This window comes from Falsiroseomonas tokyonensis, from assembly GCF_019024325.1.
In the GTDB taxonomy this organism is placed as follows: Bacteria; Pseudomonadota; Alphaproteobacteria; order Acetobacterales; family Acetobacteraceae; genus Falsiroseomonas; species Falsiroseomonas tokyonensis.
The window spans coordinates 119,223-145,870 of sequence record NZ_JAFNJS010000010.1; the positions used below are offsets into that span (position 1 = coordinate 119,223).

Annotated in this window: 14 protein-coding genes; 10 read left to right on the forward strand and 4 right to left on the reverse strand. The window is 73.7% G+C overall.

Annotated features, from left to right (window positions below):
- Positions 1-50 precede the first annotated feature (50 nt).
- The 6 genes from J3S20_RS25500 (at position 51) to J3S20_RS25525 (ending at position 6,466) form a co-directional block, all read left to right on the forward strand.
- Positions 51-1,799 (forward strand): cation:proton antiporter, encoded by a 1,749-nt coding sequence (locus tag J3S20_RS25500; RefSeq protein WP_216839735.1) that lies wholly within the window; start codon positions 51-53, stop codon positions 1,797-1,799.
- A gap of 62 nt (positions 1,800-1,861) precedes the next feature.
- A complete protein-coding gene (locus tag J3S20_RS25505; RefSeq protein ID WP_216839736.1) occupies positions 1,862-2,449 on the forward strand; it encodes a TetR/AcrR family transcriptional regulator in 588 nt (195 codons plus the stop codon).
- Positions 2,446-3,483: an efflux RND transporter periplasmic adaptor subunit gene (locus J3S20_RS25510; RefSeq protein WP_216839737.1), complete on the forward strand. Its 1,038-nt coding sequence runs from the start codon at positions 2,446-2,448 to the stop codon at positions 3,481-3,483. Before J3S20_RS25505 ends, J3S20_RS25510 begins: the two co-directional genes overlap by 4 nt.
- Positions 3,480-4,685 (forward strand): ABC transporter permease DevC, encoded by a 1,206-nt coding sequence (devC, locus tag J3S20_RS25515; RefSeq protein ID WP_216839738.1) that lies wholly within the window; start codon positions 3,480-3,482, stop codon positions 4,683-4,685. The genes J3S20_RS25510 and devC overlap by 4 nt, the downstream gene beginning before the upstream one ends.
- Positions 4,685-5,386, forward strand: a complete 702-nt coding sequence (locus J3S20_RS25520) for an ATP-binding cassette domain-containing protein (RefSeq protein ID WP_216839739.1) — start codon at positions 4,685-4,687, stop codon at positions 5,384-5,386. The genes devC and J3S20_RS25520 overlap by 1 nt, the downstream gene beginning before the upstream one ends.
- A 27-nt stretch (positions 5,387-5,413) precedes the next feature.
- Positions 5,414-6,466 (forward strand): maleylacetate reductase, encoded by a 1,053-nt coding sequence (locus tag J3S20_RS25525; RefSeq protein WP_216839740.1) that lies wholly within the window; start codon positions 5,414-5,416, stop codon positions 6,464-6,466.
- Here J3S20_RS25525 and J3S20_RS25530 read toward each other — a convergent pair.
- The 4 genes from J3S20_RS25530 to J3S20_RS25545 form a co-directional block, all read right to left on the reverse strand.
- Positions 6,463-7,332: a phosphotransferase family protein gene (locus J3S20_RS25530; RefSeq protein ID WP_216839741.1), complete on the reverse strand. Its 870-nt coding sequence runs from the start codon at positions 7,330-7,332 to the stop codon at positions 6,463-6,465. The genes J3S20_RS25525 and J3S20_RS25530 overlap by 4 nt on opposite strands.
- Positions 7,332-8,462: a peptide chain release factor 2 gene (gene prfB / locus J3S20_RS25535; protein WP_216839742.1), complete on the reverse strand. Its 1,131-nt coding sequence runs from the start codon at positions 8,460-8,462 to the stop codon at positions 7,332-7,334. The genes J3S20_RS25530 and prfB overlap by 1 nt, the downstream gene beginning before the upstream one ends.
- Before the next feature lie 94 nt (positions 8,463-8,556).
- Positions 8,557-11,145, reverse strand: coding sequence for a penicillin-binding protein 1A (locus J3S20_RS25540; RefSeq protein WP_246603258.1), 2,589 nt, complete (start codon positions 11,143-11,145; stop codon positions 8,557-8,559).
- A gap of 145 nt (positions 11,146-11,290) precedes the next feature.
- Positions 11,291-12,421 carry an N-acetylmuramoyl-L-alanine amidase family protein gene (locus J3S20_RS25545; RefSeq protein ID WP_216839743.1) on the reverse strand — a complete coding sequence of 377 codons (1,131 nt, stop codon included), beginning with the start codon at positions 12,419-12,421 and terminating at the stop codon, positions 11,291-11,293.
- An 855-nt stretch (positions 12,422-13,276) separates the two neighbouring features.
- On the opposite strand from J3S20_RS25545, the gene J3S20_RS25555 reads away from it, so the two are divergent.
- The 4 genes from J3S20_RS25555 to J3S20_RS25570 all read left to right on the forward strand — a co-directional run bounded on the left by J3S20_RS25555 (position 13,277) and on the right by J3S20_RS25570 (position 26,632).
- Positions 13,277-16,549: an Rne/Rng family ribonuclease gene (locus J3S20_RS25555; protein WP_246603259.1), complete on the forward strand. Its 3,273-nt coding sequence runs from the start codon at positions 13,277-13,279 to the stop codon at positions 16,547-16,549.
- 184 nt (positions 16,550-16,733) lie between these two features.
- On the forward strand, positions 16,734-17,753 hold the full coding sequence (locus J3S20_RS25560; RefSeq protein ID WP_343215304.1) for a C-terminal binding protein: 1,020 nt from the start codon (positions 16,734-16,736) through the stop codon (positions 17,751-17,753).
- A 215-nt stretch (positions 17,754-17,968) separates the two neighbouring features.
- Entirely contained in the window at positions 17,969-19,255 is a 1,287-nt protein-coding gene (locus J3S20_RS25565; protein WP_216839744.1) for a glycosyltransferase family 4 protein, read from the forward strand.
- Positions 19,256-19,345: 90 nt separating this feature from the next.
- The gene (locus J3S20_RS25570) at positions 19,346-26,632 is read left to right on the forward strand and encodes a type I polyketide synthase (RefSeq protein WP_216839745.1); all 7,287 of its coding nucleotides are present in this window, start codon (positions 19,346-19,348) and stop codon (positions 26,630-26,632) included.
- Positions 26,633-26,648: the final 16 nt, after the last annotated feature.

Sequence of the window (26,648 nt, forward strand, 5' to 3'; positions counted from 1 at the left end):
GGCCGTCCGGCCGGGCTATACGCGTTGCCATGCCGCACGGACCCGATCCCATGCTGGCGACGATCGTCGCCTGCATCCTGCTTGCCTTCGTCATGGGTTCCCTGGCGCGCATGCTGCGGCTGCCGGCGCTGATCGGCTATATCGCCGCCGGCATGCTGATCGGCCCCTACCTGCCCGGCGCGGTGGCGGAACGCGGCATGGTCAGCGCCATGGCGGAAATCGGCGTCGCGCTGCTGCTGTTCAGCATTGGCCTGCATTTCCGGGCGGCCGACCTGCTGGCGGTCTGGCGGGTGGCGGTGCCGGGGGCGGTGGCGCAGATCGCCCTGGCCGGGCTGGCCGGCGCGCTGGTCGGCCAGGCGCTGCTGGGACTGGCGCCGGGCATCTCCTTCGCCTTCGGCCTGGCGCTGGCCATCTCCTCCACCGCAGTCGCCACCAAGGCGCTGGAGGAGCGCGGCAAGCTGGGCGGCGCGGCGGGGCGGCTCGCGCTCGGCTGGCTGGTGATGCAGGACCTGGTCGTGGTCTTCGCGCTCGTGCTGCTGCCGGCGCTGGCGGGCGGGGCGGGGGGCGGGCCAGGGGGCGGGCCAGGGGGCGGGGCCACGGCCATGCTGCTCGGCCTGGGGAAGGCCGCGCTATCGCTGGTGGCCTTCGTGCTGCTGATGGTGCTGGTCGGCCGCCGGGCGCTGCCCTGGGCGCTGACGCGTGTGGCCCGCGGCGGGTCGCGCGAATTGTTCACCCTGGCCGTGCTGGCCGCGGCGCTCGGCGTGGCTGCCATCGCCTCCTCCCTGTTCGGCGTGTCCTTTGCGCTGGGCGCCTTCTTCGCCGGCGTGCTGCTGGGGGAAAGTGACCTCGGCCACCAGGCGGCGGCGGAGGCGACGCCGCTGACGCGCATCTTCTCCGCCATCTTTTTCGTCTCGGTGGGCCTGCTGCTGGACTTCAGCCAGGTCGGTGGCACGCCGCTGGCGGCGCTGGCTGCCACGCTCTCCGTCATCCTGGCGATCGGCGGCAGCGTGCTGGCGCTGCTGCTGCTGCTGGGCGTGCCGGCGCGCACCGCGCTGCTGGTGGCGGCGGGCCTGTCGCAGATCGGCGAATTCTCCTTCCTGCTGACCGAGGTCTCGATCCGCCAGGGCCTGCTGCCGGAGCTGGTGCGCGGGCCGGTGCTGATGGCCGCCATCGGCAGCATCATCGCCACCCCCCTGCTGCTGAAGGCGGCCGATGCGCTGGCGCCCGCCTTCGAGCGCTGGCTGGCGGCCCGCGCCGCGCGCCGCCCGGCCGCCACGCTGCGCCAGGCGCCGCCACCGGTTCCCTGGCCGCTGCTGGAAGGCCACGCCATCGTCGTCGGCGCCGGGCGCGTGGGCGCCACCGTCATCGGCGCGCTGCGCCGCCACCACCTGCCCCTGATCGTGATGGAGGAGGATCGCGCCATCGCCGAGCGCCTGACGGCGGAAGGCATCCCCACCATCTGGGGCGATGCGACGCGGCCCGAAGTGCTGGCCGCCGCGCATCCGGAACGCGCCCGCATCCTGATCCTGGCCCTGCCCGGCGCGCTGGAGGGGCGGGAGGTGCTGCGCCTGGCGCGGCAGGCCAATCCCGCCATCCAGACCGTGGTGCGCAGCCATTCGGAGACCGAGGCCGCCTGGCTGGAGGCGGAGGGCGGGGTCGGGCTGGTGATGATGGGGGAGCGGGAGATCGCGCTCGGCATGGCCGATTTCGCCATGCAGCGCCTGGGCATCGCCGCCAGCACGGCGCAGGCGACCGTCGATGTGCTGCGTCGGCGGCACATGCCCGGCGTCGCCGGATGACATTTTTCTGACTGCACCGTCTGGACGGTTGACGAACCGTCCGGACGGTCCAGTTAACCGCCATGACCGACACTACCCCTCCGAATGGCCCCCCGAACGCCCCCCCGGATGCTCGCACCCGCATCCTCGACGCCGCCGAGGCGATCGTGCAGGCGCGCGGCGTGCCGGCCCTGACGCTGGAGGCCGCGGCGCGCAAGGCCGGTGTCTCCAAGGGCGGGCTGCTCTATCACTTCGGCAGCAAGGAAGCGCTGCTGACCGGCCTGCTGATCCGCCTGGCACAGGCGATGTCCGGGGATTTCGAGCAGGCGATGGCGCGGACGCCGGAGGGGCCGGGGCGGGTGGCGCGTGCCATGCTGAGCTGGGCCTTCGATGATCCGGGGCCGGGCCAGGAACACCAGGACCGCGCGGCCGCCGTCTTCCTGGCCGCCTTCCACCACGATGCGGCGCTGCTCGACCCGGTGCGGGAGCTGATCGGCGGCATCCGCGCCGCCATCGCCGCCGATGGCCTGTCGCCCGGGGTTGGCCAGGCGATCATGTGCGCCACGGATGGGCTCTTCATGTCGCATGTCTTCGGCCTGTATCGCATGACACCGGCGGAACTGGCGGAGGTTCGCCAGGCCCTGACCCGCCTGCTGGAGCCGGCGCGATGACCCGGCGCGGCAAGCTGATCGCGGCTGCCGCGCTGCTGCTGGCGGCGGGTGGCGCCTATTTCGCGCTGGGTGGCGCCGCGCCCCCGCCGCCGCCGCCTGCGGCCACAGCCCCGGCCGGCCCCGTCGGTGTCGGCGCGCTGGGGCGGGTGGAGCCGGCCTCGCGCATCCGCCGCCTCGCCCCCGGCAATAGCCAGGAAGGCACCCGCATCGCCCGGATGCTGGTGGAGGAGGGCGACCAGGTGCAGGCGGGGCAGGTGGTGGCGGAATTCAACGACGCCACGCTGAAGGACGCCGCCCTGGCCCAGGCGGAGGCGCAGCTCGCCCAGGCCCGCGCGCGGCTGGAACGCACCCGCGCCGCCGGCCGCGCCAGCGAGGTTGCCGCCCAGCGCGCCCGTGTCGAGGCGCTGCGCAATGCCGAGGCCAGCGCGCGGCGTGAGGCAGAGCGCGCCGAGCGGCTGGAACGCAGCGGCGCCGGGGCGGAGGCCACCGCCGAGCGCAACCGCTTCGCCGCCAACCGCGCGCGCGCCGAACGCGCCGAGGCCGAGGCGGCGCTGGAGACGCTGCTCAGCCCGCGTCCCGAGGACCTGGCCCTGGCCGAGGCCGAGCTCGCCGCCGCCGAGGCCGCCGTCACCCGCGCCCGGGCCGAAGCCGCGCTGGCCCGGCTGCGCGCGCCGATCAATGGCACCGTGCTGCGCGTGCTGGCCCGCAGCGGAGAGGCGGTGGGCAGCGATGGCGTGCTGGAGATGGCGGACCTGACCGCGATGGACGTGGTGGCGGAGGTCTTCGAGACCGACCTGCCCCGGCTGCGGCCCGGCGCGATGGCGGAGGTTGTCGTGCCCGGCGAGCCGGGTCGCTTCACCGCCCGGGTGCGCGAGATCGGCTGGCAGGTGCGCCGCACCACCCAGGCCAGCACGGATCCCGTCGCCGCCGTCGATGCCCGCACGGTGGAAGTGCGGCTGACTTTGGATGCGGAGGGCGTGGCCGCGCTGGCGCGGCGGTCCAATATGCAGGTCCAGGTGGCGATCCGGCCATGAGCGGCATCGCCCTGGTCGAGCGCCGCGCACCCGGGCCAGCCGCCGCCGCGCTGCTGGCGGTGCGCCTGGCCTGGCGGCAATTATGGTCGGAGAAGGCGCGGCTGGCCTCCGCCATCGCCGGCGTGATGTTCGCCTGCGTGCTGGTCTTCATGCAGCTGGGATTCCGCGCCGCGCTGTTCGACAGCGCCACGGCGCTGATCGGCGCCATGCGCGGCGACCTGTTCCTGATGCATCCACTGACCACGGCCAGCTTCCGGCCGGAGCCGATGCCACGGGTGCGCGCCTACCAGGCCCTGGCTTTGCCGGAGGTCGAGCGCACCGTGCCGATCTACCTGGCCCAGGCCACCTGGCGGAATCCGGAGAACGGGTCCCGCCGCGCCATCCAGCTGATCGGCGTGGACACGGATGCGGGGGTGCTGGACTTCCCCGGCCTCGCGCCGATCCTCGAAAGGCTGAAGCGCGCCGATACCATCGCCTTCGATGTCCGCTCCCGCCCCGAATTCGGCGCCGTGGCGCGGCTGCTGGAGGAGCGCGGGCCCTTCGATGTGCAGGTGGGCAACCGGGACATGCAGGTGGTGGGGCTTGTGGAGATCGGGCCCTCCTTCGGCGCGGATGGCAATATCGTGCTGTCGGACGTGAATTTCCGGCGCGTGGTGAAGGAAAGACTGGTCTCGGCCATCGACCTGGTGGCAATCCGCCTGCGGCCGGGCAGCGACGTGGCGGCGGTGCAGCAGCGGCTGCGCGCGGTGCTGCCGCCGGATGTCATGGTGCTGACCCAGGCGGAGCTGAACGCGCATGAACGCGCCTATTGGGAGGAGGCGACGCCGATCGGCTTCATCTTCTCCTTCGGCAGCCTGATGGGTTTGGTCGTCGGGATGGTGATCGTCTACCAGATCCTGTTCAGCGACATCGCCGGCCATCTGAAGGAATATGCGACGCTGAAGGCCATGGGCTATTCGAACTTCTACCTGGGACAGGTGGTGCTGGGCGCCGCGCTGATCCTGGCGGTGGCGGGATTCATCCCGGGCTTCATCGTCTCCGCCCTGCTGTATGACGTGGTCGGCGGCGCCACCTTCCTGCCGCTGGCGATGGACGTGCCGCGTGCCACCACGGTCTTCGCGATGATCTTCACCATGTGCGCGGTGGCCGGGCTGCTGGCGATGCGCAAGCTGCGCGATGCCAATCCGGCGGACATGTTCTGATGGACGCACCCGTCCAGCTTCGGGACATCACCTTCGCCTATGGCGAGGGCGAACTGCGCAAGGCGGTGCTGCGGGACGTGGACTTGACCGTGGCGCCCGGCGAGATCGTGCTGCTGACCGGTCCCTCCGGCAGCGGCAAGACCACGCTGCTGACGCTGATCGGCGCGCTGCGCGCGATGCAGGACGGCAGCGCCCGCGTGCTGGGCCAGGAGCTGCGCGGCGCGAACGAGGCCGCGCGCGTGCGCCTGCGCCGCAGCATCGGCTTCATCTTCCAGAGCCACAATCTGCTGGGCTTCCTCACGGCGCGGCAGAACGTGGCGATGGCGCTGGAGATGGATGCGCGGCTGTCCGAACGCCAGCGGCTGGACCGTGCGGCCGAGCTTCTGACTCAGGTGGGGCTGGCCGATCACCTGGAAAAACTGCCGGCGCAGCTTTCGGGCGGGCAGCGCCAGCGCGTCTCCGTGGCGCGCGCCTTGGCCGCGGAGCCAGGGCTGGTGCTGGCGGACGAGCCCACCGCGGCGCTCGACAAGGCCAGCGGGCATGAGGTGGTGATGCTGCTGCGCAACCTCGCGAAATCCCGCGGCGTGCCGATCCTGCTGGTGACGCACGACCCGCGCATCCTGGATATCGCCGACCGCGTGGTGGCGATGGAGGATGGGCGCATCGTCGATACGAGCGCCGAGAAGCACGCAGCCGCCTGAGCTTTCGTCCCTGCTGGAGAACCCGCCATGCGCTTCACCTACACCGCCGCCCCGATGCGCGTGGTCTTCGGCGCCGGGCGGCTGGCGGAGCTGGGGGCGGAGGTGGAGCGCCTCGGCATCCAGCGCGCCGTGCTGCTGGTCACGCCAACCCAGGCCGAGCGCGGCGCCGCGCTGGCAGCAGGGCTCGGCCCGCGCGGCGCGGGCTCGATTCCGCTGGCGGCGATGCACACGCCGGTCGAGGTGACGGAGCAGGCGCTGGAGGCGCTGCGGCGGCTGGGCGGCGACGGGCTGGTGGCGGTGGGCGGTGGTTCGGCCATCGGCCTCGGCAAGGCGCTGGCGCTGCGCACCGGCCTGCCGCAGATCGCGGTGCCGACCACCTATGCCGGCTCCGAGATGACGCCGATCCTCGGCCAGACCCAGGCCGGGCAGAAGCAGACCATCCGCTCCGCCGAGGCGCTGCCGGAGGTGGTGATCTACGATGTCGAGCTCACCCTCGGCCTGCCGCCGGCGCTGAGCGCGACCAGCGGGCTGAACGCCATGGCGCATGCGGTGGAGGCGCTCTACGCGCCGGACGCCAATCCCGTGACCAGCCTGCAGGCCGAGGAATCGATCCGCGCCCTGGCCGCTGCCCTGCCGGTGGTGGTGGCCAGGCCCGGCGATGTGGCGGCGCGGGCGGAGGCGCTGCAGGGCGCCTGGCTCGCCGGGGTCTGCCTCGGCGCGGTGAATGTCTCGCTGCACCACAAGCTGTGCCATGTCCTCGGCGGCAGCTTCGGCCTGCCGCATGCCGAGACCCATGCGGTGGTGCTGCCCCATGCCATGGAATTCAACGCGCCGGCCGCGCCGGAGGCGATGGCGCGGGTCGCACGGGCGCTGGGAGTGTCGGATCCGGTGGCGGGGCTCTTCGCCCTGTCGCGCCGCATCGGCGCGCCCCAGAGTTTGGCGGAGCTCGGCCTGCGCGAGGCGGATCTGGACCGCGCGGCAGAGATCGCGACCGCCAGCCCCTATCCCAATCCGCGCCCGGTGACGCGGCAGGCGATCCGCGCGCTGCTGGGCGCGGCCTTCACGGGGGCGCAGGCCTAAGGCAGGTGGGGAATCCACTCCTGCAGGTTCCGCAGCAGGCCGAACTCCACGATCTGCGCGTCTGTGGACTCGCCGAATTCCATCAGCCGCTGCAACCCGGTCAGCAGCGCGATCCGGTCGCGGTCCAGGCGAAGGCCGGTCAGCGCCTCGTACTGCGCCATCATCCGGACGGTCAGATCGGGCGCGATGAAGCTGGGCGCCAGGAAGTCGCGATGCCGGGGGCCGAAGCCGCTGCTGCCGAAGTCGAAGACGCCGTGCAGCCGGCCTGCCGCGTGATCGAAGGCCAGGTTCCAGCCATGCGTGTCGAAATGCCCGAAGACGATGCCGGCCGGGTCCGGCGGCAGGGCGGCGCAGTCGGCGGCGAGGCGCGTCGCGGCGGAACGCAATTCGGGCGGCAGGCGCGGCAGGGCCTCGTGCAGGATGGAGTCCGGCGCGGGCCAGTCCCAGACCGGCCCAATGCCGGCCTGCCGCAGCGGCGCGGGGTCCAGCCCGTGCAAGGCGACCTGGAAGCCGGCCAGATCCTCCGCCAGGCGCTGCCGTGCGGCCTCCGGCAGGGCGGCGTAGCCGGCTGGCAGCAGCGTGCCGCCGGGCAGCTTGGCGTGCCAGGCGAAACAGGGCGGGCCGGGGTGGAAATGGGTGCGCGGCACGGCCAGCGGCACCATCGGGGCGATCACGGCCAGCAGCCGCGCCTCCCGCTCCAGCGCGGCGATGCCGCGTTCGAAGCGTGGGAAGCGGAAGATCAAACGGTCGTCGACATCGACCGCCTGGCTCTCCCACCCATCCGCGATCAGGACAAAGCGCGCGTCGGAAAGGTTGGGAAAGGCGGCGAGGATGGTGGCGCGCAGCGCCTCCAGCCCTGCTTCCATCAATCGGCCTTGGCGCTGGCCTCGGACCGCGTGGTGCCGACGCGCTGGGCGAGGGCTGCGGCCATGAACTCGTCAATCTCGCCATCCAGCACGGCGGCGGGATTGCCCTTCTCCACGCCGGTCCGCAGGTCCTTCACCATCTGGTAGGGCTGCAGGACGTAGCTGCGGATCTGATGGCCCCAGCCGATATCGGTCTTGCCGGCTTCCACTGCGTCGCTGATCGCCTCCCGCTTGCGCAGCTCCAGCTCATAGAGCCGCGCCTTCAGCATCTCCATGGCGATGGCGCGGTTCTTGTGCTGGCTGCGGTCCTGGGTGGAGGCCGCGACCACGCCCGTGGGGATATGCGTGAAGCGCACGCCCGATTCCGTCTTGTTCACATGCTGCCCGCCGGCGCCGGAGGCACGGAAGGTGTCGGTCTTCAGGTCGGCGGGATTGATCTCGATCTCGATCCGGTCGTCGATCACCGGATAGACATAGACGCTGGCAAAGCTGGTCTGCCGGCGGGCGGCGGCGTCGAAGGGGCTGATGCGGACAAGGCGGTGCACGCCGGTCTCGGTCTTCAGCCAGCCATAGGCATTGTCGCCCGAGACCTGCAGCGTGGCGGATTTGATGCCGGCCTGCTCGCCCTCGGACTGCTCGGTCAGGCTCAGCTTGTAGCCGCGCTTCTCCGCCCAGCGCGTATACATGCGCAAAAGCATCTCGGCCCAGTCCTGGGCCTCGGTGCCGCCGGCGCCGGCATTCACTTCCAGATAGGCGTCGTTCTGGTCGGCCTCGCCGGAGAGCAGGCTTTCGGTCTCGCGGTGCTTCACCTCGGCGGCGTAGGTCTTGAGGTCGGCGACGGCGGCATCGGCGACGGCCACATCGCCCTCCGCCTCGGCCAGCTCGATCATCTCCAGCGCGTCGGCGACATTGCGCTCCAGCGCCTGCACGCCTTCGATCTGCGCGGCCAGGCGGTTGCGTTCGCGCATCACGGCCTGGGCGGCATCGGCCTTGTTCCAGAGGTCCGGGTCCTCGGACTTGGCGTTCAGCTCCTCCAGCCGCCGCACCGCCTCATCCCAGTTGAGATGGGCGCGCAGCAGGGCCAGGCCCTCGGCGATCTGGGTCTTCAGGTTCTCGGCATCGGCGCGCATGGCGGGTTACCTAGTGCCCGGCCGGGCGGCTGTCGAGACAGCACGGGCTGATGGCGGCCCGGCCCTTGCCGGGCCGAGGCCGCGGGTGGGCTGTCTAGTAGAGCCCGCCCAGGTTGCTATCCACGCTGGCCGCCGCCGTGCCCGGCTCCGTCGCCAGCGGGTCCACCGGCGGGCGGGCGCTGTTCTCGGTGCCGGGCTTGAAGGCTTCCAGGATGGTCTGGCCATTCGGCAGCTGCAGGCGTACCAGCGCCACGCCCGGGGGGGCGCGGAAGGGCAAAGCGGGGCTGTCACCCAGGGCCGCGGCGACCACATCCCGAAAAATCGGCGCCGCATTGCTGCCGCCGGTCTCGTTGTTGCCCAGGCTGCGCGGCTCGTCGAAGCCGACCCAGACGGCCACCACTAGGTCCGGCGTGAAGCCGACGAACCAGTTGTCCTTGTAGTCGTCGGTGGTGCCGGTCTTGCCCGCCACCGGGCGGTTCAGCCCAGCGCCGGCGCGGGTGCCGGTGCCGCGCTGGACCACGCCCTGCAGCATGCTGGTCATCTGGAAGGCGGAGACCGGGTCCGTCACCTGCCGGCGAGTCTCCGTCAGCTGCGGCGGACGGCCCGTCGGGTCGCTGTCGCAGCCGGTGCATTCACGCGCATCGGTGCGCCAGACCAGGCGGCCCTGGCGGTCCTGCACGCTGTCGATCAGCGTCGGCGTCACCTGGCGCCCGCCATTGACGAAGCTGGCATAGCCGGCCGCCTGGCGCAGCACCGTGGTCTCCCCGGCGCCGAGCGACATGGCCAGCACGCGCGGCATGTTGGGGATGACGCCGAAGCGCGACGCCACCTCCGCCACCGCCGGCATGCCGACCTGCTGGGCGAGGCGCACCGTGACCAGGTTCAGGCTGCGCTCCAGCGCCGAGCGCATGGTGACCCAGCCCTGCGGCGCGCCGCCGCCGTAGTTCCCGGGCCGCCACATGCCCTGGGGGGTCATGATCTCCACCGGCCCGTCCAGCAGCAGCTGGTTCGGCGGGATGCCGGCCTCCAGCCCCGCCAGGTAGACATAGGGCTTGAAGGAGGAGCCGGGCTGGCGCAGCGCTTGGCTGGCGCGGTTGAACCAGGACCGCTCGAAGGACCAGCCGCCGACCATGGCGAGCACGCGGCCGGTATTGGGGTCCATGGCCACCACGGCGCCCTCCACCTCCGGCATCTGCCGCAGCGCGAGGCGTTCCGGCTGGGCCGGGGTGCGACCCTGGGCGGCGGTGGCGGGCAGAGTTTCCACCAGCACCACGTCACCGGGCGAGAGCACATCCTGCATGCGCCGCGGCGCCCCGCCGACGCGGCCATCCCGCACCGGGCGGGCCCAGCCGGAGACATCGCTGAAGTTCAGGATGCCGGTGCGCGGCTGCGCGGCGGTGCGGCCATCCGGGCGCTCCAGCCAGGCCATCCGCGCCTCCCGGTCGCGCACCTCCAGCGCCACGGCCAGGCGCCATTCCGGCAGCGCGCCGGGCGGGCGGGCCTGCGCCTGCAGGGCGGGCAGCCATTCCGTCGGATTGGCGGAAATCCGGGCCACTGGCCCGCGCCAGCCGCCGCGGCGGCGGTCATAGGCCAGCAGCCCGTTGCGCAGCGCCGCCTCGGCCTCCCCCTGCAGCACCGGATCCAGCGAGGTGCGCACCACCAGGCCGCCCATCGTGGTCTGGTCGGCGCCGAAGCGGGCCACCAGCTCGCGCCGCACTTCCTCGGTGAAATACTGGCCGACCGGCACCACGTCCGGGCGGCGCTGTGGGCGGGGCACCAGCGGTTCGGCCTGGGCGCGGGTGGCCTCGGCCACCGTGATGGCGCCGTCCTCGGCCATGCGGCCGATCACCCAGTCCCGCCGGCTGCGCGCGGCTTCCGGGTAGCGGGTGGGGCTGTAGTTGTTCGGCGCCTTGGGCAGCGCGGCCAGGAAGGCGGCTTCCGCCACCGTCAGCTCGTCGAGCGACTTGTTGAAGTAGTTCTGCGCCGCGGCGGCCACGCCATAGGCCTGCTGGCCCAGGAAGATCTCGTTCAGGTAGATCTCGAGGATGCGGGCCTTGGGCATCGCCTGCTCGATGCGCAGCGCCAGGATCGCCTCCCGCACCTTGCGCATCACCGTGCGGTCGTTGCCGACCAGCATGTTCTTGGCGACCTGCTGGGTGATGGTCGAGGCGCCGGCCATGCGCCGGCCGGAACCCAGCTGTTCCAGGTTCGTCACCATGGTGCGGGCGATGCCCATGGGGTCGATGCCGTAATGGCTCCAGAAGCGCTGGTCCTCGGCCGAGATGAAGGCCTGCTGCACGCGCTGCGGAATCGCCTCGATCGGCACGAAGACCCGGCGTTCCTGGGCGAGTTCCGCCATCAGGCGGCTGTCGCCGGCATAGATCCGGCTCATCTGCGGCGCCTGGTAGTCGGCCAGCCAGCGATAGTCGGGCAGTTCGGCCGAGGCGGAGCGATAGAGCGCATAGGCCGCGACCGCACCGGTCAGGCCGACGGCCACCACCAGGATGAGGACGGTCTTGGCCAGCAGGCCCATGGTGCCGAAGAACCAGCTGCGGCGGCGTGGCGGCCGCGGGGCCTTGGGGGGGCGGGGCGGCTTGCCGCCGGAAGCGGGCGGGGCGCTTTCCGGCGTCGCCGGACGGCTGCCCACCATGGGGCCATCAGCGCGGAGGTCGTGGGTGTCCATGGGCTTCCCATACACTGTCCGGCGGCGCGGGGCACATGCCGGCCGCTTGAGTCAGCCTTGCGCCCGCGAAGACGTGTCCCGCATCTTGGTGCGCCGGCGCCCCGCTGCCAGGGCGTTCCCCGGCTTCGCGGCAGGCGGTGGTCATTCAGCCGAAGGCGGTGGCCACATCGCGGCCCTGCGCCAGCCAGACATGGATGGCCCGCCCCAGGGCGCGGGCCAGCTTGGCGCGATGGTCGGCGCGGCGCAGCGCCGCCTCGTCCCGCGGGTCGGACAGGAAGCCCATCTCGACCAGCACCGCCGGCACGTCCGGCGCCTTCAGCACCACGAAGCCGGCCTGGCGGTGGGCATTGTTCAGCATCGGCACATCCTCCGACAGCTCCGCCACCACCTGCTGCGCCATGCGGGCGCTGCCGATGCGGGTCTCGGCGCGGACCAGGGACATCAGGATGGCCTGCACCTCGGGCGGCACAGAGGGCAGGCGCAGCCCGCCGGCGCGGTCGGCCAGGTTCTCCCGCCGCGCCAGGGCCCCGGCGAGCGAGTCGGAGCTTTCGCCAAGGGTATAGACGCTGGCGCCGCGCGCCCCCGGGGCGCTGTCCGCATGCAGGGAGACGAAGAGCGCGGCCTGGCGGCGACGGGCGAATTCCACCCGATCGCCCAGCGGCACGAAGCGGTCGTTGCTGCGGGTCAGCGCCACCCGGCAATGGCCGCCGGCCTCCAGCACCCGCTTCAATTGCAGCGCCGCGGCCAGCACCACGCGCTTTTCCTGCGTGCCGCTGGTGCCGATGGCGCCCGGGTCGCGGCCGCCATGGCCGGGATCGAGCACCACCAGCGGCAGGCTGGCGGTGCGGCGCGTCGTGCCGCCGCCCTCGGCCATGGTGCCGCTGCCGGCGGCCAGCCGGGCGAAGGGCGCGGCGGCACCGGGCACCACCTCGATCACCAGCTGGCCGTCGCTGGCCTCGGCCCGCCGCAGGGCGACGGGGCCGGAGAGGTCCAGCCGCAGCCGGCCCCGTTCCAGCCGGGCGGCGCGCACCGGGCCGGCGCCGCGCAGCCGGGTGGCGGCGCGCCAGGCCTGGCCGGGCACTTCCAGCAGCAGCCGGTTCGGGCTGCGCGCGGCGCGCAGCCGCCAGCTTGCCCCGGCCGGCAGCCGAAGGGTGAGGCGCGCGCCGGGGCCCGTGGCCTCCAGAGTCGCGCCGGTGACGGCGGCCAGGGCTTCGCGCGGCGCTGGCAGAGCCGCCAGGCCGAGCAGAAGGCTCGCCAGGGCACGGCGACCGAGCATGGGCTGGGACCCCCTATGGTTCGGGCGGGGCCATCGGATCGGTCGGTGGCCGCCGCATGGCAGGCCGCGGCCCCCCGCCACGGCAGGCGACACCATCCCCCGGTGCGCGCCATGCCGGCATAATGCCACAATATGCCCGGGGCTTGCCAGCGCCGGTTGAGAAGCTGGTTGAGATGCGCGCCGGCGGCGTGCCGAGAGGCATCGGCAACTGCCCAGGGGGTGGCGGCTTCGGCCGGCGCCTTTTTCCGCCCGGCTGTCGCGGCGCCTTGTGGAGGCTGGACGGGCCGCCTATGGTGACCTGCCCCGGTGGCAACCGCCGCTGGTTGGGTTTGCGTGTCGCGCGGCCGCCTGGTCCCGCATTCGCCCGCGCTGTCGCGGCGGAGCGTGGGCCGGAATACCGGCCCTAGTCCTGGCATGGTGGAAGGGTCCTGGCCCTCGCCGTGTTTCGCCAGGTGCCGCGACGCCTTTCCAGCCGGCGCGGTGCCTGCACGGCCATCCCGTTCCCGTCTCGGGCCAGGATGCGCCCCACAGGCCTGCCGCCCGCCCGATTGCGCCTGCGACCGGCGCCCCCGCTGCTTGGGGCCTGCCGATTGAAGGGTTTCCGGGGCAGCGCGAGGCGCGCCCGCCGGGACCGGTCTGCCTGGATGCTTCCAGGTGCATCGGCCCCACTGAACCCAACAGGGCCTGCCCCGGGGTCTGACCCCAGGCCGGCCCGCCGCGACAAGGACCGGATCGCCGCCGCATGGACGATTTCCTGCCGCCGATCCGTCGTGTCTCGGGCCCCGCCACCCCCTGTCGCCGCAGCCGGCCCACCGGTGATCCCCCTGGGCAGCGCGGTGCGGAGTCCCCTCCTCCATGACCAAGCGCATGCTGATCGATGCATCCCACCCCGAAGAGACACGGGTGGTGGTGCTGGATGGCACCCGGCTCGAGGCCTTCGACATCGAGTCGGCCAACAAGATGCCCCTGAAGGGCAATATCTACCTGGCCCGCGTCGTGCGGGTCGAACCCAGCCTGCAGGCCGCCTTCGTCGAATATGGCGGCAACCGGCACGGCTTCCTCGCCTTCAGCGAGATCCACCCCGACTACTACCAGCTGCCCGTCGCCGACCGGCAGCGCCTGATCGAGATGCAGGCCGCCGAGGCGCGCGAGGAGCAGGAGCGGGAGGAGGCCGAGGAGGCCGCCCGCGAGGGCGACGAGGCGCTGAACCAGGCCCTGGCCGCCGCGGTGGATGGTGAGTCGGAGATCAACGAATCCGAGCGCGACGAGGACCGCGACGCGTTCCGCCGGGATGAGCCCCAGGAGGATAGGTCCCAGGGAGAGGACTCCCCCCGCGGTGAATCGGGCGGCGGCGCCATGCCCATGGCGATGGAGGTGGAGCGCATCTCCGCCCCCGTGACCGCCGAGCCCGCGACGGAGTCCGCCACCACGCCCGCGGCGGAGGCCGCTACCACGCCGGCCGAGGCGCAGAGCCCCGCCGAGCAGGCCGAGGCCGAGCAGCGCGCCCGGGAGGCAGCCGAGGATTCGGCGCTCGAGGCCGAGGCGCGCGAGAATGCCGAGGCGGCGGCCGACCAGGCCCAGTCCGAGGACGCCGCCGAGGAGGGCGACCAGGGGGACGACCAGGGGGACGACGACCAGGGCGGCGATGCCGAGGCCGGCGAGGAGGCCGCCGCCGAGCCCGGCGCCGCGCCGCGCCATGCCAGGTCGCGCCAGGACCGTGGCGGGCGTGGCCGCGGCCGCGGCCGCGACGGGGATCGCGGCCGGGGTGGCGACCGTGGTGACCGGGACCGTGGTGACCGGTCCCGCCAGGACGACGAGGTGGAGAGCGTCGGCAATTCCGAGGCACCGCCGCCCGAGATGGTGGGCGGCAGCACCGAGGACGATGCGCGCGAGCGCCGCATCCCGCCCCGCTTCCTGCGCCACTACAAGATCCAGGAGGTGATCAAGCGCCGCCAGATCATGCTGATCCAGGTGGTGAAGGAGGAGCGCGGTGGAAAGGGTGCCGCGCTGACCACCTATATCTCGCTCGCCGGCCGCTTCTCCGTGCTGATGCCGAACAGCCCGCGCGGCGGCGGCATCTCCCGCAAGATCACCTCGGCGGGCGACCGCAAGCGCCTGCGCGAGATCATCGACGAGCAGCAGCTGCCGCAGGGCATGTCGCTGATCGTCCGCACCGCCGGCGCGCAGCGGCCGAAGCCCGAGATCAAGCGCGACTGCGAATACCTGCTGCGCCTGTGGGACAATATCCGCGAGCGCACCTTCGCCTCCACCGCGCCGGCGCTGATCTATGAGGAAGCCGACCTCATCAAGCGCTCGATCCGCGACGTCTACGGCAAGGACGTCGAGGAAGTGCATGTGGAGGGCGAGGAGGCCTACCAGGACGCCCGCGAATTCATGCGCATGCTGATGCCCGCGCATGTGAACAAGGTGAAGCCGGTGCGCGACGGCGTACCGCTCTTCGCCCGCTACGGCGTCGATGCCCAGCTGGACGCCATGCACAGCCCGAATGTGCAGCTGAAGTCCGGCGGCTATATCGTCATCAACCAGACGGAGGCGCTGGTCTCCATCGACGTGAACTCGGGCCGCGCCACGCGCGACCGGCATATCGAGGACACGGCGCTGCGCACCAACCTGGAAGCGGCCGACGAGGTCGCGCGCCAGCTGCGCCTGCGGGACCTCGCCGGCCTCATCGTCATCGACTTCATCGACATGGAATCGTCGCGCAACGATGCCATGGTCGAGCGCCGGCTGAAGGAGGCGCTGAAGCAGGACCGCGCCCGCATCCAGGTGGGCCGCATCAGCCATTTCGGCCTGCTGGAGATGTCGCGCCAGCGGCTGCGCCCCTCGGTGGTGGAGCATGCCTATGTCGCCTGCCCGCATTGCCAGGGCCGCGGCATGGTCCGCAGCGTGGAAAGCAGCGGCCTGCAGGTGCTGCGCGCCATCGAGGAGGAGGGCGCCAAGCGCCGCGCCGCCGAGATCGTGGCGCATTGCGCCATGCCCGTCATGCTCTGGCTGCTGAACCAGAAGCGGGAGCGGCTGGGTCAGATCGAGCAGCGCTTCGGCATGCGCGTGCTGGTGCAGCCCGATGACACGCTGATCCCGCCGGCGCTGCGCATCGAGCGCACCCGCGCCGCCAATCCAGACGCGCTGCCGGAGCGCCCCTCCGCGCTGCGCATGGACTATGCGCCGGAGCCGGAGGCCTATGAGGCGCCGGAGGCCGAGGAGGTGGAAGCCGAGCCCGCGCCGCGGCCCGCCGCCGAGCCGCGCGAGGCAGCCGAGGTCCCGGGCGAGCGGCCGGCCGAGGGCGCCGAGGGCGAGGCGCGTCGCCGCCGCCGCCGGCGCCGGCGTGGCGGGCGCCGCGACGGTGCCGAAGGCCAGGCCGGCGAGGCTGCCGCCGAAGAGGGCAGCGCGGAGGAGGAGGCCGAGGAGGCCGCCGATGCGCTGGCCGAAGGCCCCGGCGAGGAGGGTGCGGAGCCTGGCGAGGCAGGCGGCTTGGCCGATGCGGAGACCCCCGAGGCCGAGGGCGAGGACGGTCCGGAGGATGAGGCGGCCCGCCGCCGCCGCCGCGGCCGCCGCGGTGGCCGCCGCCGGCGCGAGGAAGGCGAGCAGCCGGCCGAGCCGGTGGCCCTGCTGCCCAGCCCGACCCTGCCGCAGGCCCCCCCGCCGGCGCGCCGCGCGCCGACGCCGGCCGACCCCTTCGCCGGGCATATGGACGACATCTTCATGGCGATGGAGGCGGCCGAGCAGGCCGCCGAACGCGCCGTGACGAGCCGCCGCGCCGCCCCGGCACCGCTGCCGCAGGAAGCCCCGCCCCAGGCCGAGACCGCCGCTTCCGCGGTTGCCCCCATCGAGGCCACCCCGGCCGAGACTCCGGCAGCCCCGGCCCCCGAGGCGCCGGTGGCGGTCGCCCCGGAACCCGTCGCGGTGGCAGCCGCGCCGGTCGCGGAGGAGCCCGCGGTGCCCGCCGATTCGGCGCTCGCCGAGCCGCCCGCCGCCGCTGCGGCGCCGGAGCCTGCCCCCGCCGCCAAGCCGGAGGAGCCGGTCGCGGCCCCGCCGGTGGCGCCGATCGTGCTGGGCGAGGGCGCCGTGGCCGACCTGCCGCGCAAGCGCGGCTGGTGGCGCAGCTGAGCCTGGCGGAGCCAGTCCGCCTGGCCTGAGCCTGCCTGATCGGGGCTGGGTCGCCATGCATGGCGACCCAGCCCCGCATGGCTGCTTCCGCGCCCGCTCCGGTTGCCGCCGGGCGCTTCAGCGGCGAGGATGGCCCCCTGGTCCGTAGCCGGTCAGAGCCGGCGCGGTGGGAGGGAGACAAGGCGTGGCGCAACTGACGGTCCTCGAACCCGAGGGAATGTATCCGGATACGCTGCTGGAGCAGGAAGTCCTCGGCGCCGGAGTCGAGATCCTGCATGGCGGCGCGCCCCATACCGGGACGCTGGATGCGCTGCCGGATGCGGTCTGCGCCAAGGTCGATGGCCTGCTGATCTTCCGGCACTGGCTGCGCGCCGCCGACATCGCCCGGTTTCCGAAGCTGCGTGTCGTGGTGCGCATGGGCGTCGGCTACGACCGGCTGGACCGCGCCACCTGCGCCGCCCGCGGCATCACCGTCTGCAACGTGCCGGACTACGGCACGCAGGAAGTGGCGGACCATGCCATGTCGCTGGCGCTGTCGCTGCGCCGCGGCATCATCCTGCACCATGACCTGCAGCGCGCCGATCCGCCGGCCCCCTGGCGCTATGCCGACAGCCCGCTGATCCGTCGGGCGGAGGTGCAGGGCTTCGGCATCGTGGGTCTCGGCCGCATCGGCACCGCGGTGGCCCTGCGCGCCAAGGCCTTCGGCTTCAAGGTGCGCTTCTACGACCCGCATCTGCCCAATGGCGTGGACCGCGCGCTGGGCATCACCCGCGCCCGCACGCTGGAGGAGCTGATGCGCGGCGGCGATGTGCTTTCGATCCACGCGCCGGATACGCGGGAGACGCGCGGCATGATCGGCGCCCGCGAACTGGCCTGGCTGCCGGAGGCGGCGGTGGTGGTGAACACCGCGCGCGGCACCAGCCTGGACATCGATGCGCTGGAGGCCGGCTTGCGCTCCGGTCATATTGCCGGGGCGGGGCTGGATGTGATTCCGGTGGAGCCGCCGGTGGAGCCGGTGCCGGGCCTGCTGGCTGCCTATCGGGCAAGGGAGCCTTGGCTTCGGGGACGGGTGGTGATCACCCCGCACAGCGCCTTCCACACGCCGGAAGCCTGGCTGGACATTCGCCGGAAGAGCGTTGAAACCATGCGCGACGTGCTGCTCCAGGGGTTGTCGACCAATGTGATCCACCCGGATCAGGGGTAGTGCCACGGATTGAATACACGCGACCGGCGAACGTTCCGAAAGTGTTGAAAAAAAGAGATTGACCCAAAGCTTAATTTCACACAGGATTGTGAGGCCTTGTTCGGCCTCTGTCGCGACATTATTGCGGTGCACGCTAAGGAGATCAGTGTCTTGCACCGCCACCGGGCGATCTCGGACCTCTGGCGGCCCCCCGTGATGCGAGGAGATTGCTAGGCGTGCATGTCTTCCTGGACATCTCCCGGCTCCTGACGGTCGCGCACCGGGCGGCGCCTTCCGGTATCGACCGGGTGGAGCTGGCCTATGCGCGCCACTGGGCCACGAATGACCCGGCCAATTGCACCTTCGTGGCGGAGGTGCCGCTGCTCGGCTTCGCCGCCCTGCCCACCGCCCTGGTGCGGGAGCTGGTGGTGGCGCTGGAGGAGTCCTGGGAAAGTGGCACGCGGCTGGCCTCCGGCACGGCGCGCCGGGCGCGGCTGTCGCTGCCCTTCGGCCGTCCGGCGCTGACCGAGGCGCTGCGCCGGCCAGGGCCGAAATGCTTCCTGCTGGTCTCGCATCGTGCGCTGGAGCGGCCGGGGCGGATCGCCAGCATGCGGCGGAATGGCTGCCATTTCGTGCCGCTGATCCACGACCTGATCCCGCTGCACCACCCCGAATTCGCCCGCGCCGGCCAGGCCGAGAAGCACAAGCGCCGCATCATCACCACGGCCGCCATGGCCGATGCCATCATCGTCAATTCGGCGGCGACGGCGCTGGAACTTTCGCCCTGGCTGGCGGCGCGGCCGAACCGCCCGCTGGTCGCCGTCGCGCCGCTGGGCGTGACGCCGCCGGCGGTGGAGGCGCCGCCGGTGGCGCTGCGGCCCTATTTCGTGGCGCTCGGCACCATCGAGCCGCGCAAGAACCACCTGCTGCTGCTGAACCTCTGGCGGCAATTCGCCAGCAGCATGGGCGGCGCGGCACCGCGTCTGGTGGTGGTCGGCCGTCGCGGCTGGGAGAATGAGAACGTGCTGGACATGCTGGAGCGGTGTTCCGCGCTGGATGGCCTGGTGCGCGAATCCGGATCCCTGCCGGACCGCGAGGTCGCCTCCCTTCTGCGCGGCGCCCGTGCCCTGCTTTTCCCCTCCTTCGCCGAGGGCTTCGGCCTGCCGCTGGCGGAAAGCCTGGCGCTCGGCGTGCCTGCCCTGGCCTCGGACCTGCCGGCGCTGCGTGAGGTGGGCCGGCAGGTGCCGGACTACCTGGATCCGCTGGACGGCATGGCCTGGCGCAGCGCCGTGCTGGACTATGCCCGCCCGGACAGCGGTAGCCGCCGCGCGCAGATGAGCCGCATGAACGGCTGGAAGCCGCCGAGCTGGGATGCCCATTTCGTCGAGGTGGAGCGCCTGTTCCGCGACCTGCTGAAGCGCCCGACCGAGGCCCTTCCGGCGCCGCCCGCCCTGCCGGAGCGTGCCGCCGAAAGGCCGCTGGCCATGCCCGGCGCGCAGCGGCGCGATGAGAGCGCGCCATGAGCGCCGCGGCCTGCCACGCGGGTTGGCGCTGAGAACGGCCCCGGCATGAACCCCGTCCGCCCCCGCAGGGCGGCTGCCCGTCCCACCGCCATGCCCATCGCCATCCTCGGCGCGGGCTGCCGGTTGCCGGGGGCCGCGGATGTCCAGGCCCTCTGGTCGCTGCTGGAATCCGGCACCGACGCCGTCTCCACCGTGCCGGCCGACCGCTTCAACCAGGCCGCCTTCCTGCATCCGCGGCGCAGCGAGCCGGGCCGGTCCTACACCTTCGCCGCCGGCACGCTGGGCGATGTGCGCGGCTTCGATGCCGGCGCCTTCGGCATTTCCCCGCGCGAGGCGGCGGAGATGGACCCGCAGCAGCGCCTGCTGCTGGAGGTGACGCTGGCGGCGATGGAGGATGCGGGGCAGCGTCCCTCCGCCCTCGCGGGCCGCGATATCGGCGTCTTCGTCGGCGGCTCCTCGACCGATTACGGCGACCTGCGCCTGCTCGATCACAGCGGCGGCGACCGGTACTTCATGACCGGCAATGCGCTATCGATCCTGTCCAACCGGCTGACCAATGTCTTCGACCTGCGCGGCGCGGCGGAGACGATCGACACCGCCTGCGCCTCCTCCCTCGTCGCGCTGCATGCCGCCTGCCAGTCCCTGGCCGAGGGGCGGCTGGAAGCGGCGGTGGTGGCGGGGGTGCAGATGCTGCTCTCGCCCTTTCCCTTCGTCGGCTTCTCCCGCGCCGGCATGCTGTCCCCCACCGGCCGCTGCCGCGCCTTCGCGGCGGAGGCCGATGGCTATGTGCGGGCGGAGGGCGCGGCCGCCTTCCTGCTGAAGCCGCTGGATGCGGCCCTCGCCGCCGGCGATCCGATCCGCGGCGTCATCCTGGCGAGTGGCGTCAGCGCTGTGGGCCGTTCCATCGGCCTGTCCCTGCCGAACCGGGACGCCCAGGCGAAGCTGATCCGCCAGGTGATGCAGGCGGCCGAGGTCACCGGCGACCGGCTGGCCTATTTCGAGGCGCATGGCACCGGCACCCAGGCGGGCGACCCGGCCGAGGCCTGGGCGATCGGCCAGGCGGCGGCCGGGCGCGGGGCGCCGCTGCCCGTGGGCTCGATCAAGACCAATATCGGCCATCTGGAGCCGGCCTCCGGCGTCGCCGGGCTGCTGAAGGCGCTGCTGGTGTTGGAAAAGCGCCAGGTGCCGCCGACGCTGCACCAGGGCAATCCGAACCCGAGCATCGACTTCGCCGCGCTGAACATCCGCGTGCCGGCGGCGCTGGAGCCGCTGGCGGATCTCGCCGCGCCGGTGGCCGGCGTGAATTCCTTTGGCTTCGGCGGCACCAATGCTTCCGTCCTGATCGCCCCCGCGCCGCCGCCGCGGCGGGTGGCGCGGGAGGCGAAGGGCGCGCCGGTGCCGCCGCTGCTGCTCTCGGCCCGCTCGGCGGCAGCCCTCGGCGCGCTGGCGGCGGAATGGGAAGCGCGCCTGGCCCAGGCGAGCCCCACCGAGACGGCCCGCCTGGCGCGGGGCGCGGCGCGGCACCGCGACCTGCATCCCCATCGCCTGGCGCTGCGCGGCGCGGAGGGTGCGGCGCTGGCCGCCGCCCTTTCCGCCTGGCGCCAGTCGGATCGGGCAGGCACGGCGAGCCTCACCAGCGGTGTCGCCGCGGCCTCCGGCGGGCTCTGCTTCGTCTTCAGCGGCAATGGCGCGCAATTCGTTGGCATGGGGCGCAATGCGCTGGCCACCTCCGCGCCCTTCCGCGCCGGCCTGCTGGCCGCCGATGCGGCGCTGGCGCCGCTGCTTGGCTGGTCGCCGCGGGAGATGGTGGAGGCGGGCGTCACCGCGGAGCAGCTCGCCGCGACCGATATCGCCCAGCCGCTGCTCTTCGCCATCCAGGTCGCCAGCCTGCAGGCCCTGGCGGCGGAGGGGCTGCGGCCAGATCTCGTGCTCGGCCATTCGGTGGGGGAGGTGGCGGCGGCGCACGCCGCGGGCCTGCTCGACCTGCCGGCCGCGGCGCGGCTGGTGGTCGCCCGCTCCCGCCAGCAGCACCGCACCCGTGGCCAGGGCCGCATGGCGGCGCTCGGCGCCACGCCTGCCGATGCCGCGGCGCTGATCGCCGGCGCGGGGCTGGAGGGACGGGTCGAGGTCGCCGCCTTCAACGGCCCGGCTGCCGTCACCCTGGCGGGGCCGGAGGCGGCGCTGGACCGGCTGCGCCAGGCGGCGGAGGCCCGGCGCTTCGCCTATGTGCCGCTCGACCTGGACTATGCCTTCCACAGCGCTGCCATGGATGCGGTGCGGGACGGGCTGCTGGAGGAGCTGGTCGGGCTCGCCGGCCAGCCCGGCCAGGTGCCCATGGTCTCGACCGTCACCGGCGCGGTGCTGGATGGCGATGCGGTGGGGCCCGTCTATTGGTGGCGCAACCTGCGCCAGCCGGTGAAGTTCGAGCCGGCGCTGCGCACCGCCATCGCCCGCGGCGCCCGGCTGTTCCTGGAAATCGGCCCGAATCCGGTGCTGCAATCCTATCTGCGGGAGACGGCGCGCGCGGCGGGGGTGGAGGCGGCGAACCTCGTCAGCCTCAGCAAGCGCGATGCGGAGGGGGTCGATCCTTTCCCCGCCATCGCCGACCGCGCCTTCGCCGCCGGCGCCGATCCGCGGGAGGGCCCCGCCTTCGCCGGCCCCGCGCAGCACCGCCTGCCGCTGACGCCCTTCGACCGCAAGCCGGTCTGGCAGCCGGAGACGGTGGAGGCCAGCCACCTGGTCGATGCCGTGCAGGACCACCCGCTGCTCGGCATCCGCCGCGGCGCGGAGCCGGGGGTCTGGACCCGGTCTCTCGATACGGAGCAGTCGCCCTGGCTGGCCGACCACCGGCTGGGCCCGGATGCGGTGCTGCCGGCCGCCGGCATGCTGGACATGGCGCTGGCCGCCGCCCGCACCCGCTATCCGGAGGCCGCGGCGCTGGAAGTGGCGGAATTCCGCATCCTGCGTGCCGTGACGCTGGAGCACGGAAGGGCGCGGGAGCTGCGCTGCACGCTGGACGCCGCCACCGGCCTGTTCCGCATCGAGGGCCGCCGCCGCCTGTCCGAGGAAGCCTGGGCGCTGCATGCGGAAGGCGAGCTGCGCGCCGCCACCGCCGCCGCGCTGAACCCCCCGGCCGCCGTGGCGCCCGGCCCGGGCGGGACGCCGGCCGCGATGGATGGCGACGCCCTGCGCGGCATCGCCGCCCGGCTCGGCCTGACCTATGGCCCGGCCTTCGCGGCCGTCGACGCCGTGGCGCCGACCGCGGTGCCCGGTCAGGTGCGGGTGCGGCTGTCGCTGCCTGCGGTGGCGCCGCCGGATGACGGCTTCCTGCTGCATCCCTCCCGCCTCGATGGCGCCATGCAGGGGCTGTTCGGCCTGCTCGCCGACTCCCCGCCGCCGCCCGGCACCGGGCTGGTGCCGGTGCGCTTCGGCCGGCTGGTGGCGCTGCCCGGGGCCGCCGCTGCCGTTACGGCGGAGGTGACGCTGACCCGCCGCGGCATGCGATCGGCCACTGCGCGGATGGTGCTGCGCGATGCGGTGGGACGGATCGTGGCCCGCGTTGAGGATGCGGTGTTCCAGCGTTTCGCGCTGCCCGGCGCGGCCTCGGCGCTCGATGCCGCCTATCGCATTGGCCTGGCCCCGGCGGCGGAGGGCTCGCCGCCCGCGCCCGCCTTGGCGCCCGCCATGGAAGCCGCCCGCGCCGCTGCCGCGGGCCTGGACCTGACCGAGGCCGCGCTGCTGCTGGAGGCGCATGTCGCCGCGGCCGCGCAGGGCCTCTATGCCGCGGAGCCGTCCTTGCATGAGGCGGCGCCCGAGGCCTCCGCCTACGAGGCCTTCCTGCGCCGCGCCCTGGTCGAGGACGGCGCCGCGGAGCCGGTCCAGAAGGGCACGCCGGGCGGCGTCCGCCTGCTGCCCGAGGGCGCCCTGCCGGAGGCCGCCGAGATCTGGCGCTCCGTGCTGGCGGAACAGCCGGGCCTCGCGCTGGACCTCGCCTGGATCGCCGAAGCCGCGGAACGGCTGCCGGAGGCGCTGCTTGGCCGCGCCCGGGACCCGCAGCCGCCGCCCGCCCAGGGCGAGGCCATGGCCAGGCTTGCGGAGGCGCTGGCCGCCGCGGTGGGCGCGCTGGCCGCCGCCTGGCCGGAAACCCGGCCGCTGCGCATCCTGGAAGTGGGGGCCGCCGGCGGCGTGCTGGCGCGGCGCGTGCTGGCGCGGCTGGCGCCGATGGGTCGCGCTTTGGTCTATGTGGCGGCCGGCGAGGGGCGGGTGCCGCTGCCCGAATTGCCGGAAGGCATGCCCGCCGGCAGCGAGATCCGCGGCGTGACCTGGGATCCGCTCGGCACCGCCCCGCCGCCTTTGGTGGCGGACCTCGTCATCGGCCTGGCGCCGGCGGCGCGGGCCAAGGCGGGTTCGGCACTGGCCACCGCGCTGCGCCCGGCGCTGGCCGAAGGCGGCGCGCTGCTGCTGGTGGAGCCGCTGCCCGGCCGCGTCTGGACCTTTGTCTGTGGCCAGGACCCGGCCTGGTGGACCGGCCTCGGGCCGGATGCGGTGGGCGGATCGGCTGGCGGCGCGCTGCCGGATGAGTCGCTCTGGCTCGGGCGCCTGGCGGAGGCCGGCTTCCGCGCGGTGGTGGCGGAGCCGCTGGCCTGCGCGCCCTGGCCGGCGCTGCTGCTGGCCGCCGAACAGCCGCCGCCGCCCGCCGCCGCCCAGCCGGTGCCGCCGCGTAGCCTGATCCTGGCCGATGCCGCCTCCGCCCCGCTGGCCGAGGCGCTGGCGGCGCGTCTGCAACGCCGCGGGGCGGAGGTGGCGCGGGCGCCGCTCGGCGATCTGCCGGCGCCCGGCCAGCTGCGCGGCGCCCGCATCCTGGTGCTGGCCGCGCCGGCGGAAGCCGCGCTGGCGGAAACACTCGCCGCCGTTACCCGCCTGGCGGAGGCCGCGACCGGCACGGCCGCGGGCTTCGTGCTGGTGACGCAGGGCGGCCAGCAGCCGGCCGAGGGGCGCCATGTGCCGGAGGCTGCGGCGCTGCTCGGCCTGGCGCGGGTGCTGTCGAACGAGATGCCGGCGCTGCGCCCGCGGCGGATCGACCTGGCGCCGGGCATGACGCCGGAAGCCGCCGCCCGCCGCCTGGCCGTCGAACTCGTCCAGGCGGCGCCGGAGCCGGAGGTGACTCTGGGCCCGGATGCGCGGCTGGTGCCACGGCTGCAGGCCGGGCTGACCGTGCCCGCCCCGGGCGGTCCGCTGGCGCTGGGTATCGGCCAGCCCGGCCGGCTCGGCACGCTGCGCTGGGAGGCCGCGGCGATCCGCGCGCCGGGTCCGGGCGAGGTGGTCCTGCGGGTGGACGCCGCCGGGCTGAATTTCCGCGACCTGATGTGGGCCCAGGGGCTGCTGCCGGAGGAAGTGCTGGAGGCCGGCTTCGCCGGCCCGACGCTCGGCATGGAATGCGCCGGGGTGGTGGAGCAGGCCGGGCCGGGGGTCGCGCTGCGTCCCGGCACGCGCGTCTTCGGTTTCGCGCCGGGCGCGCTGGCCGCCCGCGTTATCACCCGGGTGGAGGCGATTGCACCGCTGCCGGAGGGGCTGGACCCGGTGCAGGCAGCGACCATCCCCGTGGCCTTCATGACCGCGCTGCATGCGCTGGAGAGCTGCGCCGATCTGCAATCGGGCGAGACCGTGCTGATCCATGGCGGCGCCGGCGCCGTGGGCCTCGCCGCGCTGCAGGTGGCGCAGGCGATCGGCGCCCGCATCGCCATGACCGCCGGCAGCCCCGCCAAGCGCGCCTTCCTGCGCGCTGCCGGCGCCGAGCTGGTGCTGGACAGCCGCGACCCGGGTTTCGCCGATGCCTTGCGTGCGGCCTGGCCGGAAGGCGTGGACGTCGTGCTGAACTCGCTCGCCGGCGAAGCCATGGAACGCTCGCTGGGGCTGGTGAAGCCCTTTGGGCGCTTCGTGGAGCTGGGCAAGCGCGACTATGTGGAAAACCGCCGCGCGCCGATCCGGCCGCTGCGGCGCAATGCCAGCTACTTCGCCGTCGATGTGGACGAGTTGCCACGCGCCCGGCCGGGCCAGGCCGCGCGGCTGCTGGGCCAGGTCCGGGACCGGCTGCAGGACGGCACGCTGCGGCCGCTGCCGCATGCGCTCTTTGCCCCGGCGGAGGTGGAGGCTGCTTTCCGCACGCTGCAGGCTTCCGCCCATATCGGCAAGCTGGTGATCCGCCCGCCGGCCGAGCGCCCGGCCGCGGCCGCTGCCTGGGCGGCGCCCGCGGACCAGACCATTGTGGTGGTCGGCGGCACGCGCGGCTTCGGCCTGGCGACGGCGCGCTGGCTGGTGGGCCAGGGCGCGAAGCATCTGGCCCTGATCGGCCGCCGGGGTGGCGAGGAATCTGCCGCCGCGCTGCGCGAGCTTTCGGCGCTGGGTGCCCGCCCCGCCTTGCACCTGTGCGACGCAACGGATGCGGCGGCGCTGGATGCGACGTTGAAGAAGATCCGGGCGGCGCGGCCGATCGGCGGCGTGGTGCATGCCGCCGCGGTGCTGGATGACGGCGCCGCCACGGCGATGGATGCCGCCCGCTTCCAGCGCGTGCTGGCGCCAAAATTGCGGGCGGCCGAGAATCTGGACCGGCTGACGGCGGGCGATCCGCTGTCACTGTTCCTGCTGTTCAGCTCCGCCACCACCGCCTTCGGCAATCCCGGCCAGGCCAATTATGTCGCAGCCAATGCGGCGCTGGAGGCGCTGGCGCGGCGCCGCCGCGCCGCCGGGCGCCCGGCGCTGGCCGTCTGCTGGGGCCCGATCGCCGATGTCGGCATGCTCGCCGATGACCGGGAGAAAGCGGAGAAGCTGAACCGCCGCCTGGGCGTGGCCGCCATGACGGCGGGCGAATCGCTCTCCGCCCTGCCGGCGCTGCTCGCCGCCGCGGATGCCGCGCCGCTGCTGGTGCGGCTGTCGACCGGCGAGGGGCGGCTCGCCTTGCCGATGATGGCGGAGCCTATGCTGGCCGTGCTGGCCGGCGCCGAGGCCCCCGCCGCCAGCGAGGACCTGCGCGCCCGCCTGCCCACCTTGCCGCGGCCGGAGGCGGAGGCGCTGATCCTGCGCCTGGTGACGGAAGAGATCGCCCGCATCCTGCGCCTGCCGCCGGATGCGGTGGCGGCGGAGGCCGCGGTGACCGGTCTCGGCCTCGACAGCCTCGGCGCGCTGGAGTTGCGCGGCGGGCTGGAACAGCGCCTGGGCTTGCAGGTGGCGTTGGCGGCACTCACGGAGGAGTTGACTGTGGGGGCCCTGGCGCGGCAGATCGCCGATGCGGCTCTGGCGCCGGCGGGCGATGAGGTCACCATCTCCACCCTGATGGAATCCTTCGAACCGAGCACAGATACGATCCGCGCCGCCGAATAGGGTTTCGGCGCCGCAG